The organism is Streptomyces sp. NPDC039609, from assembly GCF_055596705.1.
The window spans coordinates 142711-159409 of record NZ_JBVIUJ010000015.1 but is presented as its reverse complement, the minus strand read 5'-3'; the positions used below and the strand labels follow the sequence as shown (position 1 = coordinate 159409).

13 protein-coding genes, 2 tRNA genes and 1 pseudogene are annotated in these 16699 nt (G+C 72.1%); 11 read left to right on the top strand and 5 right to left on the bottom strand.

What is annotated here, in order from left to right; translation table 11 throughout:
- The first annotated feature begins 284 nt into the window (after positions 1 to 284).
- Positions 285 to 662, top strand: coding sequence for a DUF5958 family protein (locus ACZ561_RS34670; protein ID WP_471002920.1), 378 nt, complete (start codon positions 285 to 287; stop codon positions 660 to 662).
- Between the two features lie 110 nt (positions 663 to 772).
- Here ACZ561_RS34670 and ACZ561_RS34665 read toward each other — a convergent pair whose 3' ends face one another.
- Positions 773 to 1180, bottom strand: a complete 408-nt coding sequence (locus ACZ561_RS34665) for an amphi-Trp domain-containing protein (RefSeq protein WP_471002917.1) — start codon at positions 1178 to 1180, stop codon at positions 773 to 775.
- 162 nt (positions 1181 to 1342) lie between these two features.
- Entirely contained in the window at positions 1343 to 2227 is an 885-nt protein-coding gene (locus tag ACZ561_RS34660) for a bifunctional DNA primase/polymerase (protein WP_471002914.1), read from the bottom strand.
- Between the two features lie 342 nt (positions 2228 to 2569).
- Between ACZ561_RS34660 and ACZ561_RS34655 the strand changes: the two genes are divergently transcribed.
- The 8 genes and pseudogenes from ACZ561_RS34655 to ACZ561_RS34620 all read left to right on the top strand — a co-directional run bounded on the left by ACZ561_RS34655 (position 2570) and on the right by ACZ561_RS34620 (position 11102).
- The gene (locus ACZ561_RS34655; RefSeq protein WP_471002911.1) at positions 2570 to 2878 is read left to right on the top strand and encodes a hypothetical protein; all 309 of its coding nucleotides are present in this window, start codon (positions 2570 to 2572) and stop codon (positions 2876 to 2878) included.
- Between the two features lie 237 nt (positions 2879 to 3115).
- A complete protein-coding gene (locus tag ACZ561_RS34650; protein WP_471002908.1) occupies positions 3116 to 4294 on the top strand; it encodes an acyl-CoA dehydrogenase family protein in 1179 nt (392 codons plus the stop codon).
- A gap of 68 nt (positions 4295 to 4362) precedes the next feature.
- Complete coding sequence (locus tag ACZ561_RS34645; protein WP_471002955.1) at positions 4363 to 5295, top strand: bifunctional MaoC family dehydratase N-terminal/OB-fold nucleic acid binding domain-containing protein; 933 nt, start codon at positions 4363 to 4365, stop codon at positions 5293 to 5295.
- Position 5296: 1 nt separating this feature from the next.
- Positions 5297 to 6325, top strand: a complete 1029-nt coding sequence (locus ACZ561_RS34640) for an acyl-CoA dehydrogenase family protein (RefSeq protein WP_471002905.1) — start codon at positions 5297 to 5299, stop codon at positions 6323 to 6325.
- Positions 6322 to 6699: pseudogene (locus tag ACZ561_RS34635) on the top strand (MaoC family dehydratase); the annotation flags it as partial. The gene ACZ561_RS34640 and the pseudogene ACZ561_RS34635, both read left to right, overlap by 4 nt.
- Positions 6700 to 6857: 158 nt before the next feature.
- Positions 6858 to 8024 (top strand): lipid-transfer protein, encoded by a 1167-nt coding sequence (locus tag ACZ561_RS34630; protein ID WP_471002902.1) that lies wholly within the window; start codon positions 6858 to 6860, stop codon positions 8022 to 8024.
- 525 nt (positions 8025 to 8549) lie between these two features.
- Entirely contained in the window at positions 8550 to 9119 is a 570-nt protein-coding gene (locus ACZ561_RS34625; RefSeq protein ID WP_376443126.1) for a SigE family RNA polymerase sigma factor, read from the top strand.
- Positions 9120 to 9449: 330 nt separating this feature from the next.
- Entirely contained in the window at positions 9450 to 11102 is a 1653-nt protein-coding gene (locus ACZ561_RS34620; protein WP_471002898.1) for a long-chain fatty acid--CoA ligase, read from the top strand.
- A 96-nt stretch (positions 11103 to 11198) separates the two neighbouring features.
- On the opposite strand, the gene ACZ561_RS34615 is transcribed toward ACZ561_RS34620, so the two are convergent.
- Entirely contained in the window at positions 11199 to 14918 is a 3720-nt protein-coding gene (locus tag ACZ561_RS34615) for a PAS domain-containing protein (RefSeq protein WP_471002895.1), read from the bottom strand.
- 159 nt (positions 14919 to 15077) lie between these two features.
- On the bottom strand, positions 15078 to 15503 hold the full coding sequence (locus ACZ561_RS34610) for an SSI family serine proteinase inhibitor (protein ID WP_471002892.1): 426 nt from the start codon (positions 15501 to 15503) through the stop codon (positions 15078 to 15080).
- Between the two features lie 204 nt (positions 15504 to 15707).
- On the opposite strand from ACZ561_RS34610, the gene ACZ561_RS34605 reads away from it, so the two are divergent.
- Together ACZ561_RS34605 and ACZ561_RS34600 are read left to right on the top strand one after the other, a co-directional pair.
- Positions 15708 to 15798: transfer RNA gene (locus ACZ561_RS34605), tRNA-Ser, on the top strand.
- A 240-nt stretch (positions 15799 to 16038) separates the two neighbouring features.
- Positions 16039 to 16111 (top strand) — tRNA-Arg (locus ACZ561_RS34600).
- A gap of 87 nt (positions 16112 to 16198) precedes the next feature.
- Here the strand turns inward: ACZ561_RS34600 and ACZ561_RS34595 are convergent.
- On the bottom strand, positions 16199 to 16651 hold the full coding sequence (locus tag ACZ561_RS34595; protein WP_471002952.1) for a replication initiator: 453 nt from the start codon (positions 16649 to 16651) through the stop codon (positions 16199 to 16201).
- Positions 16652 to 16699: the final 48 nt, after the last annotated feature.

The following is a 16699-nucleotide window of genomic DNA, read 5'->3' as shown; positions in this document are numbered from 1 at the left end:
CGGCGCACTACCGGTCGCGCCACCCGGCGCACTCTGCCGATCGGGTGGCGGGCCCGGGTAACGGCCGTTCTGCACGTTTCTTCGCACAGCCGACACGCACTCGAACGGGGAAGCGGCTCTGCGGCGAGATGCTGAGCGCCACGCGCGCATCCGGGGCCATGAGATCGCCGGGTTCGAGGGGGGCGGATCACTGGCGTGCGCGACGATGTGCGGCTCGCGGGCGGTCATGGACGTACGGTCGGACTGATCGCATGGGGCGGGAGGCTGTGTTGTACGCACATGAGGTGATCCTCAACGAACTCGCGCAAGGCCTCAGACCGACGGCTGAGGGTGTCGAGTGGTTCGAGGGCCTTTCGGAGGAGGACCAGCGCAAGGCCATGCACGCGCTGGTGCTGTTCTGTGGTCAGGCTCGTGCTCGCGAGGACGATGTGCCGGAGAGCATCGCGCGCTCTGGCATTCGCCCCACCCACACGCCTGCGGTGATGCTCACGAAGTGGCGCTTCGGGATGGAACACCTTCCCGCTTACGAACTCACGAAGTCGTTTCGCCTGCTCGTCGCCCTTTTCGGCATCGCCGATACGCGCCGACGGGCGCTGCACTGCGCCGGCGGATGCGGTCACGAGTGGCACAACTTGTCAGCACAGCCACAAGATCCAACCTAGGGCGCAGCCAACGGCGCCTCCTGGCGTTGGCTCCCTCGTCAGCCAAGCGGCTTGGCGCGTACCTCTACGCTCTGCCCGGCGGGGATGACGCCCTCCTTTCACGAACCGATTCAGGACGTCTTCTTGGCGGGACGCTTGGCGGTTCTGGTCCCGCTGGTCCCGGTGGTTCGTGCCGGCTTCGCGGACGTGCTCTTCGGCTTTCGGGGAGCCGCCTTCTTGGCGGGTGCGGTCTTGGTCGTCCCGGTCGCCGCGCTCTTGGCGGTCTCGGTCTTCGAGGGTGCCGTCCGGGATCGACCTGTCGACCAGGTGAGTTCGATCTCCAGCTCGATCTCCCCGTCCTCGACCTCGATCTCCACCTCGCTCTCGAGGTCGTCGGGGATCCGCAGGCTCAGGCTTCCGAAGCCGAGTTCCAGTTCGGCCTCCCCGCCCTTCCGCAGCGCGTCCGCGAGCGCGGTGAGCTGGTCGGCCGCTTCGAGGCGCGACAGCGAGCGCTTCTGCTCCAGCTTGAGGTCCGTCATGGTGACTCCGGTCGGCAGAAACAGTGGGTCGAATCAAGTCTGCTGCCAGACATCGAAGGGGACATCTCGAAGCCCGCCCGATCTGCCGTCCGATCTGCCGTCCGAAGAGCGGGACGATGACGGCCGCCCCGCGAAGGAGCGGCCGGTGCTGTCGGCGTCGGTTCAGTGGGCGGTCAGGCGGGCCGCCGACATGATCGTGGCTCGGGCCTCGCGTTCGGTCAGTCCCGTACGGATCGCCGCCGTGGTGAGCTCGTCCGTGAGCGCGTCGCCGAGGCCGTTCTCGTACGCCCGGCAGGCCGCCCAGAACAGGCGGGTGTTGCGCTGGCCCTCGTGGGCCGTCAGGACGAAGTGGACCAGGCCCCGGCCGTGGCGAGTGCCCCGGCGTGGGCCGGTCGGGTCGTCGTCGGGGCGTGGGGGTGGTGTGGGGGGCGCGATCAGGCTCAGGAGGGCGCGTGGGCAGGGAGCCGGGTCGAGGTTCGCGCTGCCCGGAGCCAGCCGGTACGCGCCCTTGGCGGTCACCGAACCAGGCCCCACGAGGTAGCCGCCGGCGCCGCGGATGTCGATGCCGGGGGCGAGGCGGCTCGCCGAGTTGGGGACCACGACGCCCGGCGGGCCGGTGAGCCACAGATGGCGGCCGCCGCTCGGGGTGAGCACCGTGACCGTGGGCGGAAGGGTGAACAGGTGCTGGAGGGCCAGGTGGCGCAGCTCGGCCGTGGCGTCCGCGGGCGTGTCCGAGTGGGTCACGTCGAGGTCGACGCCGATGAGGTGGTGTGGCGGGCGCCCGCACGCGATGCCGTAGCCGGTCGCCCAGGGGGCGGCGGCGAACAGCGCCCGTACAGCGGCGGGGTCGGTGGTCGCGTCGTGCACTCCGTGTCCCGGCCGGCCGCATTCCCCGTGGCAGGGGGCCGGGCGCGGGTCGTCCCGGTGCGGTGAGCGCAGGGCCGGGAGTTTCGTGGCGGACAGGGGGATGACGGGGAGCCCGCGCTCTGCAGCAGACAGGGCGTGGGCCAGGGCCAGGGTGGCGGAGCGCCGGTCAGAGGTGGCCATGCACCCAGTTTCGTACAAGCGTTCGAAGAAAGGAAGAGGGGAGGATTGGCTGAAAATCTGCCGGAACGCTTCCTCCCTTGCCGTGGCGCGGCTCGCGGTGGCGTGACCTCGCCATAGGGGCGGTGAGCTGGGCTTTTGGGTGCGTGAAGGGGGTTTATCGACTTGTCCTCACGCTTGAGGGGGAATCAGTCGCTGAAGGGTGGTTCGCCGGGGATTGTGTGGGCAACTCTGGAGTCGCGACGTCGAGCCCAACGACCGAGGCGGTCGGCCAACTGCCTTGGAGCAAGCCGTATTTGAGTGCTTCCGAACTTCAGCCGCAGTTCCGTTTCTGGAGGAAATGACATGGCAAGCATCCGTACCGCCCGCGTCCTCGCCGCTGCCGCCGCCCTGCCCCTGGCTGCCGCGCTCTTCAGCGGTGTGGCGCACGCCGACAACGGTGGCTTCGCGGACGACGGATCGAACACGAGCGTTGCCACCATCGTCGGCAGCGGCGTGGGTGGCGACAACTTCGGCAATTCGACCACCACGCAGCAGGTGGCCACCGGCTCCGGCGCCTCGAATCAGAACAACACCGCGAGTGTGAACGGCTCCGGGTTCACCTCCATCGGCCAGTCGAACTCGGTCGTCAACTTCCATCCCTGGTGGTACTAGCCGACAGTCGGCGGGGTCCGGCCCGACGGGGGGTATGACTGAGGGGTGAACGGCGGCCCGCGCGGCGGCACTTCGGTGCCTCGCGCGGGCCGTTCCCGTGCGTGCCGACGGTTCGGGCGGGTGCGGGCCGTCGGTGCGCGCGCCCCTGCGTGCGTCCCCCTCTCCGTGACCTTGACACGGCCAGGTTATCTGACGGACAGTCAGAAACCTTAGTCATCACCCCGGGAGGCCGTCGTCGTGCACCTCGCCCCGACCGAGCGGCAGCTACGGCTGCGCGCCGAACTCCGCGCGTACTTCCGCGACGTGATGCCCGACGGCCCGCCCTCCCCCACCGACGCCGAGGGCCAGCGCCGGCTCCTCCGCAGGATCGGCGGCGACGGCCGTCTCGGGCTCGGCTGGCCGGAGGAGTACGGAGGGCAGGGGCGCGGGCCCGACGAGCAGTTCGTCTTCTTCGACGAGGCCTACCGGGCCGGCGCGCCCGTCTCCATGGTCACCCTCAACACCGTCGGCCCGACCCTGATGCGGTACGGCACCGAGGAGCAGAAGGCGTACTTCCTGCCCCGGATCCTGCGCGGCGAGACCGTCTTCGCCATCGGGTACAGCGAGCCGGAGGCCGGCACCGACCTGGCCTCGCTCCGTACGAAGGCGGTGCGGGACGGGGACTCCTGGCGGATCGACGGGCAGAAGATCTTCACCTCGAACGCCCACAATGCCGACTGGATCTGGCTCGCCTGCCGCACGGACCCCGAGGCCCCCAAACACCGCGGGATCTCCATCGTCCTGGTCCCGACGGATTCCCCGGGGTTCTCGTGGACGCCGATCGAGACCGTCGGCGGACTGACGACGACGGCGACGTACTACGACGGGATCCGCGTCTCGGCCACGAACCTCGTCGGGGAGGAGAACGGCGGCTGGGGGCTGATCACCAACCAGCTCAACCACGAGCGGGTCGCGCTCGCCGCGATCGGGATGCAGGCCGAGGACTTCTACGAGGCGGTGCTCCGCCGGGCCGCCACACCCGATCCGGTGACGGGGCGGCGCCGCATTGACGAGCCGTGGATACGGATCCGGGCGGCCGAGGCACATGCCCGGCTCGCGGCAACACGCCTGCTCAACTGGCGTTTGGTGGGGGATGTGGGGGCGGGCCGGCTGGCCCCCGGAGACGCGAGCGGCGTGAAGTTCGCGGGAACCGAATCGGCGGTCGAGGTGTACCGAATATGTCAGGAGATCGCGGGCGGGGCGGGGACGGTGCGGGCGGGGTCGCCGGGAGAGGTCGACGGCGGTGAGCTCGAGCGGATGAACCGCGCCGCGCAGATCAACACCTTCGGGGGAGGGGTGAGCGAGGTGCAGCGCGAGATCGTCGCGACGATGCGACTCGGCATGAGCGGTACGAAGCGGGAAGGGGGGCGGCGGTGAAGGACATCCACAGCGGGGCGAAGGAGAGCCATGGCGGGGCGAAGGAGAGCCACGAAGGGGCGAAGGAGATCCATGGCGGGCTGAAGGCCTACGAAGGGCGGCCGGCCGCCACCGCGGGGGCCGGCAAGGACCTGGTCAACGAACCCATGATCAGGCACTGGTGCGAGGCCATGGGCGACACCAACCCGGCGTACGCGGGACCGGAGGCCGTCGCCCCGCCGACGATGCTCCAGGCGTGGACGATGGGTGGACTCTCCGGGCACACCGGCCGCTCCGGGGCGTACGACGAGCTGCTCGCGCTCCTCGACGTCGCCGGATACACCTCCGTGGTCGCCACCGACTGCGAGCAGGAGTATCTGCGGCCGCTGCGGCCCGGCGACGCGATCACCTTCGACGCGGTGATCGAGTCGGTGTCGGAGCGCAAGACCACCAAGCTGGGGACGGGGTACTTCGTCACGACCCGGATGGACGTCCGGGCGGACGGCGAACTCGCGGGCACGCACCGCTTCCGCATCCTCAAGTACGCGCCGGCGGCACCGAAGCCGAAGGGAGGCGGCGCGCCCGCGGCGAAGCGGCCCCGCCCGGTGATCAACCGGGACAACGCCGGATTCTGGGAGGGCGTCGCCGCGCACCGTCTGCTCGTCCAGCGCTGCGGGGACTGCGCGACGCTCCGCTTCCCCTGGCTCCCGGGCTGCAACGCCTGCGGCTCGCGGGAGTGGGACACCGTCGAGGCGAGCGGCTCGGGGACCGTCTTCTCGTACGTGGTGATGCACCACCCGCCGTTCCCCGCCTTCACGGTGTCCGATCATGCCGCTGACGCGGCGGGTCCCTACGCGGTCGGACTGATCGAACTGGCCGAGGGCGTCCGGATCGTCAGCAACGTGGTCGGCGTGCCGTACGACAAGGTCCGGATCGGGATGCCGGTCCGGCTGGAGTTCCTCCGCGTGGACGAGGAGCTGGAGCTGCCCGTGTTCCGGGCGCGGGACGGGGGTGAAGGCTGAGATGGACTTCACGCCCACGGAGGAGCAGGCCGCCGCCCAGGAGCTGGCGGCGCGGATCTTCGGCGATCTCGCCACGCACGAGCGGCTCACGACAGCCGGCACGGACACGGACGCCGAGCTGTGGAAGGCCCTGTGCGGGGCCGGGCTGCCGGGCGCGGTCGAGGAGACCGGGCTTCTCGGCCTGGTGCTGATCGCCGAGGAGCAGGGGCGGACGACGGCGCAGGTGCCGTTCACCGCGAGCTGTGTGTACGGGGTCCTCGCCGTCGCCCGGCACGGCACGGAGGAGCAGCGCGAGCGGCTGCTACCGGGGCTCCGGGACGGTACGACGGTGGTGACCGGCGCGTTCCCTCCCTCGGGGCATGTCCGGGCCGCGTGCGACGGCTCGCTCACCGGGGCCGTGGAGTGGGTGCCCTGGCTCAGGGACGCCACCCATGTCCTCGTGGCGGACGACGACGGCGCCCTCCGGCTCGTGCCGACGGCCGAGGCCGCCGTGGCACCCGTCGAGCTCACGGCGCCCTGGGCCGCCGGCCGACTCGTCCTCGACGGCGCCCGCGGCGAGCGGATCGGCGGCGCCGACGCCCGCGCGGGGGTGCTGACGGCGGCCCGGATCGCGTTTGCCGGGCTCCAGGCCGGGGTCTGTGCCGGGTCGCTGGCCCGGGCGGTGGCGTACACGTCGGTACGGCAGCAGTTCGGGCGCCCGCTCGCCACCCGTCAGGCGGTCCAACTCCGTGCCGCCGACGCCTACATGGACACCGAGGCGATCCGGGTCACCGCCTACGAGGCGGCATGGCGGTACGACCAGGGCCTGCCGGGGGCCGAACACGCGCTGACCGCCGCCTGGTGGGCGTCCGAGGCGGGCAAACGGGTCGTCCACGCGGGACAGCATCTGCACGGCGGCATGGGCGCCGACCTCGACCACCCCGTCCACCGGCACTTCCTGTGGGGCAGGCAGCTCGACGCGTATCTCGGCTGCGGTACCGAACTCCTCGCCGAACTCGGCGACCTGATCGCGAACGGAGACCTGTCGTGAAGGCCGGGGACGCACTGCCACCGCTGACCATCCCGATCACACGCACCCTCATCGTCGCCGGGGCCGTCGCATCGCGGGACTACCAGGACGTGCACCACGACGCGGAGCTGGCGAGGGAGAAGGGCTCCCCGGACATCTTCATGAACATCCTGACGACCAACGGTCTGGTGGGGCGGTACATCACCGACCACTTCGGCCCCGACGCGGTGCTCCGGAAGGTGGCGATACGACTCGGTGCACCCAACTACCCAGGCGACACGATGACGTTGACGGGGACGGTGACGGTGATCGACGGGGTCACGGTCCAGGTGCGGGTGATCGGCGCGAACGGCCTGGGTCACCACGTCACGGGCACGGTGACGCTCGACCTGCCGGGGCGTGAGCTCATGCCGGCGCGCGAGGTCACGCCGGGGCGGGAGCTCAGGCCGGAGCCGGGGGCCGGGCCTGGGTCAGGGCTGGGTCCAGGGCCAGGGCCAGGCCCTGGACCGGCGCCAGAGGCAGGGCCGGAGTCGCGAGCGAACGGAGCGGGCGTATGAGCATCCGCAGTGCTGACCGTCTCGGCGGCCGCGCCGCCATCGTCGGCATCGGGGCGACCGAGTTCTCCAAGGACTCCGGCCGCAGCGAGCTCACGCTCGCCGTCGAGGCCGTGCAGGCGGCACTCGACGATGCCGGGCTCACCCCCGCCGACGTCGACGGCATGGTCACCTTCACCATGGACACCAACCCCGAGATCACCGTCGCCCAGGCGGCCGGCATCGGCGAGCTGTCCTTCTTCTCCCGCATCCACTACGGAGGCGGGGCCGCCTGCGCCACCGTCCAGCAGGCCGCCCTCGCCGTCGCTGCCGGGGTCGCCGACGTCGTCGTCTGCTACCGGGCGTTCAACGAACGTTCCGGGCGGCGCTTCGGCTCCGGGGTCCAGCAGCGCGAGCCCTCCGCCGAAGGCGCAGCGCTCGGCTGGCAGCTCCCCTTCGGACTGCTCACCCCGGCCTCCTGGGTCGCCATGATCGCCCAGCGCTACCTCCACACGTACGGGCTGACCCCGGACGCCTTCGGGCACGTCGCCGTCACCGACCGCCGGCACGCGGCCCGTAACCCCGCCGCCTACTTCTACGGCAAACCGATCACCCTCGCCGACCACGCCGCCTCGCGCTGGATAGTCGAGCCGCTCCGGCTCCTCGACTGCTGCCAGGAGACCGACGGCGGACAGGCGATCGTCGTCACCTCCGCCGAGCGCGCCCGCGACCTGCGCCGGCCGCCCGCGGTGATCGTCGCCGCCGCCCAGGGAGCCGGCCGCAACCAGGAGGCGATGACCAGCTTCTACCGGGACGAGCTGACCGGCCTGCCGGAGATGGGGGTCGTGGCAGGACAGCTGTGGCGGACGGCGGGGCTCGCGCCCGGTGACATCGACGTGGCCATCCTCTACGACCACTTCACCCCGTTCGTCCTCATGCAGCTGGAGGAGTTCGGCTTCTGCGGACGGGGGGAGGCGGCCGACTTCGTGGCGGCGGACGCGCTGCCGCTGAACACGCACGGAGGCCAGCTGGGGGAGGCGTATCTGCACGGGATGAACGGCATCGCGGAGGCCGTGCGTCAGGTGCGGGGCACGTCCGTGAACCAGATACCCGGCGCGTCCAGGGCGCTGGTCACGGCGGGCACAGGGGTCCCCACATCGGGCCTGATCCTGGGCGCCGACGACTGAGGCCGGACAGAGGGCCCGCCCGCGCGCCGGCACCGGGCCGCCCGCGCTGACACCCGCACCCGCCCCGCGTGGCATCCGCACCCGCCGCGCCGCATCCGCCCTCGCTGGCACCCGCACCCGCCCTCGCATCCGCCCCGCGCTGGCACCCGCACCCGCCGGCGTCGGCATCCGTCCGTGCCGCACCGCATCCGCCCGTGCCGCACCGCACCCACCCGCGCCGCACCCGCCGGCGTCGGCACCCGCCCGTGCCGCACCCGCATCCGCCCCCGCCCGCGTCGGCATTCGTCCGCGGCCGGCCCCGCGCCCGACGACGTGGCCCCCCCATGGGCGCCCCGCGGCCGACGACTCACCGCCCGCTCGGCGCCGTGCCCGATGACGTGCCCGCCCGCCCCGACCCTGAGGCCCTCGTACCCCCCTCTCCACCTTCAGGAGGTCCAACCATCCCCACCCCTACAACCTGAGGCGGAGTGCGGGTCGGTCCCTGGGGCCGATCCCCGGACGAGTCCCCGCTCCTAGCGTGGAGTCATGACTCCGCCACCTTCTGGCCCCGTCTGCGCCGGCGCCTCCACGGCCGCCCTCGGGACCGCCGTGACGACCGCCGGCTACCCGTCGTTCTCCTCGTACGTCCGGGCCCGCGGGCCCGTCCTGCTGCGCACGGCGCGCTCCCTCACCGCCAACCCCTGCGACGCCGAGGATCTGCTGCAGACCGCCCTCACCAAGACGTTCGTGGCTTGGGAGCGGATCGAGGACCACCGCGCGCTGGACGGCTACGTCCGCCGGGCCCTGCTGAACACCCGGACGTCCCAGTGGCGCAAGCGCAAGGTCGACGAGTTCGCCTGCGAGGAGCTGCCGGAGCCCGCCGGGCTGCCCGAGCCGGATCCGGCCGAGCGGCAGGTACTCCACGACGCCATGTGGCGCGCGGTCATGAAGCTCCCCGACCGCCAGCGGGCGATGGTCGTCCTGCGGTACTACGAGGACCTCAGCGAGGCACAGACGGCGGAGGTGCTCGGCGTCTCGATCGGCACGGTCAAGAGCGCCGTCTCCCGCGCGCTCGGCAAGCTCCGCGAGGACCCGGAACTGACGCCCGTACGGTGACCGCGAGCACCCGTACGGTGACGGCATGCGCCCCGTACGGTGCCGGCGTGCACTTTGCACTGCGGTGACGGCACGCACCCCGCACGGTGCGGCACGCACCCCGCACGGTGCGGCACACCCCCCGCACGGTGCGACACACCCCCCGCACGGTGCGACACCCGCCCCCGAACCGTGCTGGCACGCGCCCCGTGCCGTGACCGCGCGCGGAGGACACCACATCCGCCAGTAATCACTGGCAATTTCCCTACTCCCGGGTAGTGACATACCGAGCGGTACGTGCGCAGAATCTCCACACCCTTACTGCCACGTAGCGCCCACCGGGAGGACGCCGTGCTGAGCACCATGCAGGACGTACAGCTGACCGTGACCCGCATCCTGAAGCACGGGATGACGATCCACGGGAAGTCACTGATCACCACCTGGACGGGTGAGCCCGAGCCGCAGCGCCGCACGTTCGCGGAGGCGGGAGCCCGCGCGAGCCAGCTGGCGAACGCCCTGCGCGACGAGCTCGGCGTGACCGGCGACCAGCGCGTCGCCACCCTGATGTGGAACAACGCGGAGCATGTCGAGGCGTACTTCGCGATCCCGTCCATGGGCGCGGTCCTGCACACCCTCAACCTGCGGCTTCCCCCCGAGCAGCTGGCGTTCATCGTCAACCACGCCGACGACCGGGTCGTCCTCGTCAACGGTTCGCTGCTCCCCCTCCTCGTGCCGCTCCTCCCCCACCTGCCGACCATCGAGCACATCGTGGTCGCGGGCCCCGGAGACCGCTCCGCGCTGGACGGCGTGACGCCCCGCGTGCACGACTACGAGGAGCTGATCGCGGGCCGCCCCACCACCTTCGACTGGCCCGAGATCGACGAGCGTTCGGCCGCCGCCATGTGCTACACCTCCGGCACCACCGGCGACCCGAAGGGCGTCGTCTACTCGCACCGCTCCATCTACCTGCACTCCATGCAGGTCAACATGGCCGAGTCGATGGGCCTGACGGGCAAGGACACGACCCTGGTCGTCGTCCCGCAGTTCCACGTCAACGCCTGGGGCCTGCCGCACGCCACGTTCATGACCGGCATCAACATGCTCATGCCGGACCGCTTCCTGCAGCCCGCCCCGCTCGCCGAGATGATCGAGCGCGAGAAGCCGTCCCACGCCGCAGCCGTCCCCACCATCTGGCAGGGCCTGCTCGCCGAGGTCACCGCCAACCCCCGCGACCTCTCCTCCATGAAGCAGGTCACCATCGGCGGCGCGGCCTGTCCGCCCTCCCTCATGGAGGCGTACGACAGGCTCGGCGTCCGCCTCTGTCACGCCTGGGGCATGACGGAGACCTCCCCGCTCGGCACCATGGCCCACCCGCCGGCCGGGCTGACCGCCGAGGAGGAGTGGCCGTACCGCATCACGCAGGGCCGCTTCCCGGCCGGCGTCGAGGCCCGCCTGGTCGGCCCGGGCGGCGAACACCTGCCCTGGGACGGCGAGTCGGCCGGTGAGCTGGAGGTGCGCGGTACCTGGATCGCGGGCGCGTACTTCGGCGGCGCCGACGGCGAGCCGATCCGTCCCGCCGACAAGTTCAGCGAGGACGGCTGGCTGAAGACCGGCGATGTCGGCGTCATCAGCCCGGACGGCTTCCTCACGCTCACCGACCGCGCCAAGGACGTCATCAAGTCCGGCGGCGAGTGGATCTCGAGCGTCGAGCTCGAGAACGCGATCATGGCGCACCCCGAGGTCGCCGAGGCCGCGGTCGTGGCCGTACCGGACGAGAAGTGGGGCGAGCGCCCGCTCGCGACCGTCGTGCTCAAGGACGGTGCCACGGCGGACTACGAGACGCTGAAGGCCTTCCTCGCCGACGAGGGCGGGATCGCCAAGTGGCAGCTCCCGGAGCGCTGGGCGATCGTGTCCGCGGTGCCGAAGACGAGCGTCGGCAAGTTCGACAAGAAGGTCATCCGCAGGCAGTACGCGGAGGGTGAGCTGGACGTGACCCAGCTGTAGGCCCTGAGGAAGGTCTGACGGAGGGTCTTACGGAAGGCCTGACGGAGGGTCTTACGAAGGAGGGGGAGCGGTGGTGAACACCGCTCCCCCTCCTTCTCAGTTGGTCCCTATCTTCGCGAGCAGGTCCACGATCCGGGCCTGCACCTCGTTGCTGTTCGAACGCTCGGCCAGGAAGAGGACCGTCTCGCCGGACGACAGCGTCGGCAGCTCGGCCTCGTCGAGGTCCGACGAGGTGTAGACGACGAGCGGCGTGCGGTTCAGCTGCCCGTTCGCCCGCAGCCAGTCGATGATCCCGGCCCGGCGACGGCGCACCTGCATCAGGTCCATCACCACCAGGTTCGGCCGGATCTGCGTGGCCAGTGTGACCGCGTCGGTGTCCGCCGCGGCCCGGGCCACCTGCATCCCGCGCCGCTCCAGGGTCGCCCCCAGCGCCTGCGCGATGTGGTCGTTCTCCTCGATGAGCAGCACGCGCGAGGGGTGCTGCTCGCTGTCGCGGGGCGCCAGCGCCTTGAGCAGTACGGCGGGATCGGCGCCGTACGCAGCCTCCCGCGTCGCCTGTCCGAGCCCGGCCGCGAGCAGTACGGGCACCTCTGCGGCGACCGCCGCCTGGCGCAGGGACTGGAGCGCGGTACGGGTGATGGGCCCGGTCAGCGGGTCGACGAAGAGCGCGGCCGGGAAGGCGGCGATCTGGGCGTCGACCTCCTCGCGGGAGTGGACGATCACCGGGCGGTAGCCGCGGTCGCTCAGCGCCTGCTGCGTGGAGACGTCCGGCGCGGGCCAGACGAGCAGCCGGCGCGGGTTGTCCAGCGGCTCCGGGGGCAGCTCGTCGTCGACGGGCTGCGGCAGCGGCTTGTTGGCGACCTCGACCGCGCCGCCGGGACCGTCGAGCGGTTCGGGGCCCTCGGCGGCACCCTCTGCGGGCGCCCCTATGGCGTAGGAACGGCCTTCGGGGGCCGCCTGGGCGAGCGCGGCGAGCTTCGGCTGCGCCTTGGCGGCGGGTTCCGCGGACGTCGCCGGGGCGGCAGGGGCTGCCGGTACGGGCGCGGGCGCCGGGACCGGACGGTCGCCCTCGGGCGGGGTGGCGAGCTTGCGCCGCCGCCCGGAGCCGTTGCTCTGCCCGTTCTGCGACGCACCGCCCTGCGACGCACCGCCCTGCGACGCACCGACCTGCTGTGCACCTGCCTGCTGTGCGGCGATCTGCTGGGCGAAGGGCACGCCCTGCCCGAGCGTCCGCACGCTGAACGCCCGCCCGCTGTGCGTCACGTCCTTCGGAGCGGCCGGCACCGCCGTCGCGGCGGGGGCTGGGGGCGCGGCGGGAGTAGCGGCTGCGGGTACCTCAGGAGGCAGCGGTACGGATCCGGTGCCGGTACGCGTCTCCTCGGCGACGCCCGGCCCACGACGCCGACCGGTCGGCTCGGGAAGAGGCTGCGGGTGCGGGTGGAGCTGCGGGTGGGGCTGCGGAGGTGTCTGGTCGGCGTCCGGTGCGGACTGCGCGGCGTCGTGCCGACCCTCGTCGCTCACCTGCATCGGCTGCGGGAGGGGCATGGCCTGCGGTACGGGGATGGCCTGCGGTACGGGCTGTGCCGCGGGCTCCGGAGCACGGTCCGCGTCCGCCGGGGGCAGCGCGAACGGCGTACGCGGCCCGGCCTCGGCGGCAGCGCTCCGCTCCTGCGCGGCGAGAGCGCGACGCGCCCGCCGACCGGTGGGCCGCTCCTCGGCCGCCTGATCGCCGCTCGCCACGGCAGGCAGGGCCGCCCGGGCAAGGGCGGGGGCTTCGGCGGGAACGCCCTGGGCGGGCACGGGAACACCCTGCGGAGGCACGGCGTCCCCGAGCGCGGCACGTCCCTGCGCGCCCTCGGCTGCGGTCACCACGGAGCCCTCGGCGGGCCGGCCGCGACGGCGCCCGGTCGGCTCGACAGCAGGGGCACCGCCCGCGCTCTGGGCGGGGATCAGCTCGGCGGGGGCGGCCGGAGCCTCCTCCGTACGCCCGCGGCGACGCCCGGTCGGCTCGACGGCACCGGTTCCGGCACCGGCGCCCTCGGGGGCCACCGGGCTTTCCAGGAAGGCATCGGTGGACGCCCGGCGGGCGCGCCGCCGTCCGCCGCCCTGGGTGTCCGAGGCCTGCGCGGGCAGCGCGAGCTGCGCACCGACCGGAGCGGCCTGTGCCTCGGCCTTCGAATCAGTCGCCGTCGCCGTCTCCGGGGCCGTCGGAGCGGGCGGAGCGGTGACCGTGCCCCTGCCGGCGCCGAGCGGCACCTCGAGGACGTACGCGCCGCCGCTCGTACCCGGCACTTCATGCGTCTGCACGACACCGCCGTGCGCGGCCACGATCCCGCGCACGATCGGCTGGTGGACGGGGTCGCCGCCGGCGTACGGGCCGCGCACCTCGATCCGTACGACGTCGCCGCGCTGCGCCGCCGCCACCACGATCGTCGAGTCGGCGTATCCCGCACCCGGTACGACCCGGGCCTTGCCGGTGGAGTCGACGCCTGCGACGTCCGCGACGAGATGCGCGAGCGCGGTCGCGAGCCGTCCCGCGTCCACCTCCGCTTCGATCGGCGGCGCGTGCACGGCGAACTGTGCCCGGCCGGGCCCGATGAGTTCCACGGCCCCGTCGACGCCCGCGGTCACGACCCCGTCGAGCAGGACGACGGACGTGCCGAGGGTCTCCGCCCCGGCGTCCAGCCGCTGATAGCCGAGGACGTTGTCCACGAGCGTCGTCATCCGGGCGTACCCGGCGGCCAGGTGGTGCAGGAGCTGGTTGGCCTCGGGCCACAGCTGGCCCGCGTCGTCGGCGGCGAGCGTGGCGAGCTCCGTGCGCAGCTCCTCCAGGGGCCCGCGCAGCGACTCGCCGAGGACGGCCGTCAGCTGCTGGTGCCGGCCGGCCAGGGACTCGTACCGCTCCTTGTCCGCCTTCGCGCGTTCTTCGTGGCTCTTCTTGAGCTCGGCGAGTTCGGCGGCGTGCTTCTCGGCGAGGCCGGCGCGCTCGGTCTCCTGCTCCTTGGCGAGCTGCTCGTAGGGCCGGCGGTCGGTGAAGGTCATCACCGCGCCGACGAGCTGGTCCCCGTCACGTACCGGCGCGGTCGTCAGGTCCACCGGCACCTGCGCACCGTTCTTCGCCCACAGCACCTGCCCGCGCACGCGGTGCTTGCGCCCCGACTTGAGCGTGTCCGCGAGCGGCGAGTCCTCGTACGCGAACGGCTCGCCGTCCGCCCGCGAGTGCAGGACCAGCGGGTGCAGCTCCTTGCCGCCGAGATCGCTGGCGCGGAAGCCGAGGATCTGCGCGGCGGCGGGGTTGACGAGGACGACGCGCCCGTCGGTGTCCGTGCCGACGACGCCTTCGGCGGCGGCGCGCAGGATCATCTCGGTCTGGCGCTGCGAGCGGGCGAGTTCGGCCTCGGTGTCGAGGGTGCCGGTGAGGTCTCGGACGACGAGCATGAGCAGTTCGTCGCCGGTGTACGCGCTGTACGAGTCGTAGGCCTCGCGCCCGTCCTCCAGATTGGCGCTGGTGACCTCGACGGCGAACTCGCTGCCGTCCGTCCGGCGGGCGATCATCCGGGTCGGCTTCGTACGGCCGCTCTCGTCGGTTCCCTCGGGGCGCCGCATGGAGCCGGGGATCAGGCGCGAGTCGAAGCCGGGCAGCAGATCGAGCAGCCCGCGCCCGACGAGCGCGGTGCCGGGGGTCTCGAACATGCCGAGGGCGATGGTGTTGGCGTTGACGACCGTGCCGTTGCAATTGACGAGCACGAGGCCGTCGGGGAGGGCGTCAAGTATGGCTGCGAGGCGAGCAGCGCCTCGGGATGGCCTGCTGCTCACGACGACGCTTCCTCCCTGACCCACTGCACCTTGCCCGGCTGGCCGGCCCCATCTTGCCCCTCGGGCCGCAGCCTGTCACTGCGAGGAGTCTAAAGGCAGCGCCGACGGTCGCGGGGGGAGGTCTCATGCCCCCGGCAACATCCGAACGTCATCCTCACCTCATCCCCGCACGCGGGGCAGTACGGGCTCCAGGTTCTCCCAGCGGTCGATCTCGCATCCGTTGGCCCGGGAGAAGTCGGCGTCGACGGAGCGCCCCTGCCAGTCGCCGGTGATGTGGGCGACGACGGGACCGCCGTACTGCTGCCCGCAGAAGGCGTCCTTGGTGACCGGCTTGAAGGGGTTCTGCCCCTCCTTCGCGAGCGTGGTGAGCCGCTCGCAGGCGCGGGCGGCCGCGGGGTGGTCGCCGCCGGGCTCGCCCTCGCAGTCGAGCCGGAACGTGCCGTCGGCCTTCGGGTGCCCGCTCTTGCTGATCGTCACGGTGAGCACGTCGGGCGACGACAGCAGCGACAACGGCGGCACGGGCCCGAGTCCGGTGGCGCCGGCGGCGGTGGTGGCGAGGGTGGCGAGTACGAGGCGGCGCAGCATGCGAACTCCAGGGAGGCGAGTGGGGGCCATGGGCTCGGGCCCGTCTCCTCTAACGCTCCGTACTGCCGTTCGTTGCGCAACCGGGATGGGCCGAGGGGCTTTGCTCTCGGCCCGGGAGGGCTAGTACGGTGAGAAGCGATTGGTGACACCCGGCTCGCCTGTGTCATCATCTGCACGCACCACTCGCGCCCGCGCGAGGTGCATGGAGGCGTCGCCTAGTCCGGTCTATGGCGCCGCACTGCTAATGCGGTTTGGGTCTTAAAGCCCATCGAGGGTTCAAATCCCTCCGCCTCCGCCCCACCCCGAAGCCCCGGCCCACACGGCCGGGGCTTCGGTCGTTCCGGCCCCCCTGCGGGCCCGCTGCGCCCTTGCGCGGGTCACCCACCCGGCGGAGTGCACGGATCCCGGGATGAGCCCCCAGATGGCGTTTCCGCAGGTCAGATGGGGTCTAGCTAATGGATTTCGCGCTACGGCGCAGGTCATGTAATGTTGTCCACGCAACGCCGACCGGCAAGAAAAAAGCCGAGAAGCACAAGCACTCGTAGCTTAACGGATAGAGCATCTGACTACGGATCAGAAGGTTGCAGGTTCGAATCCTGCCGAGTGCACACAGGTGAGAGGCCCGGACGAGAGTCCGGGCCTCTTGCGTTTCCAGGCGATACAGCAGCGAAGTACAGCAACCGCGTTGATCGCTGTCAGCCGGTGCCGCCCATGGCGTCGGACAGCTTGCCGATCGCGGCGCGTACAGCTTCCTCGCTCGCTTCGGCGTAGACCTCCATCGTCATTGCGATCTGCGAGTGCCGCAGGATGCGCTGTGCCACCTTCGGGTGGACCTTGAGGGCGACCAGGAGTGAGCTGCAGGTGTGACGGGTGTTCCGGAGCGGGATCACCCGGAGGCCGGCGCGGATGAGGGGGTAGGTGTCCCCGGCGTAGGTCCAGGCGCAGGCGGGGCAGCGGGAGGCACGGCGGTTGCCGCAGGCGACCCGCAGGACGCCGCCCGGTTCGGCGTCGGTGTTGTAGGCGTGGAGCACGGTCTTGGTGGCGGGGTCGAGGAGCTTGGTGCCGCCGGAGAGACGGATGGGGGCGGCGCAGCCTCCGGTGCGGCGGATCTGGTCGGTGAGGCGGTCGAAGCCGGGGGACCCGGCCACCCGGAGCAGGTCGCTCAGGGTGGCCGGGTTCAGGCCCGCCGCGGTGGC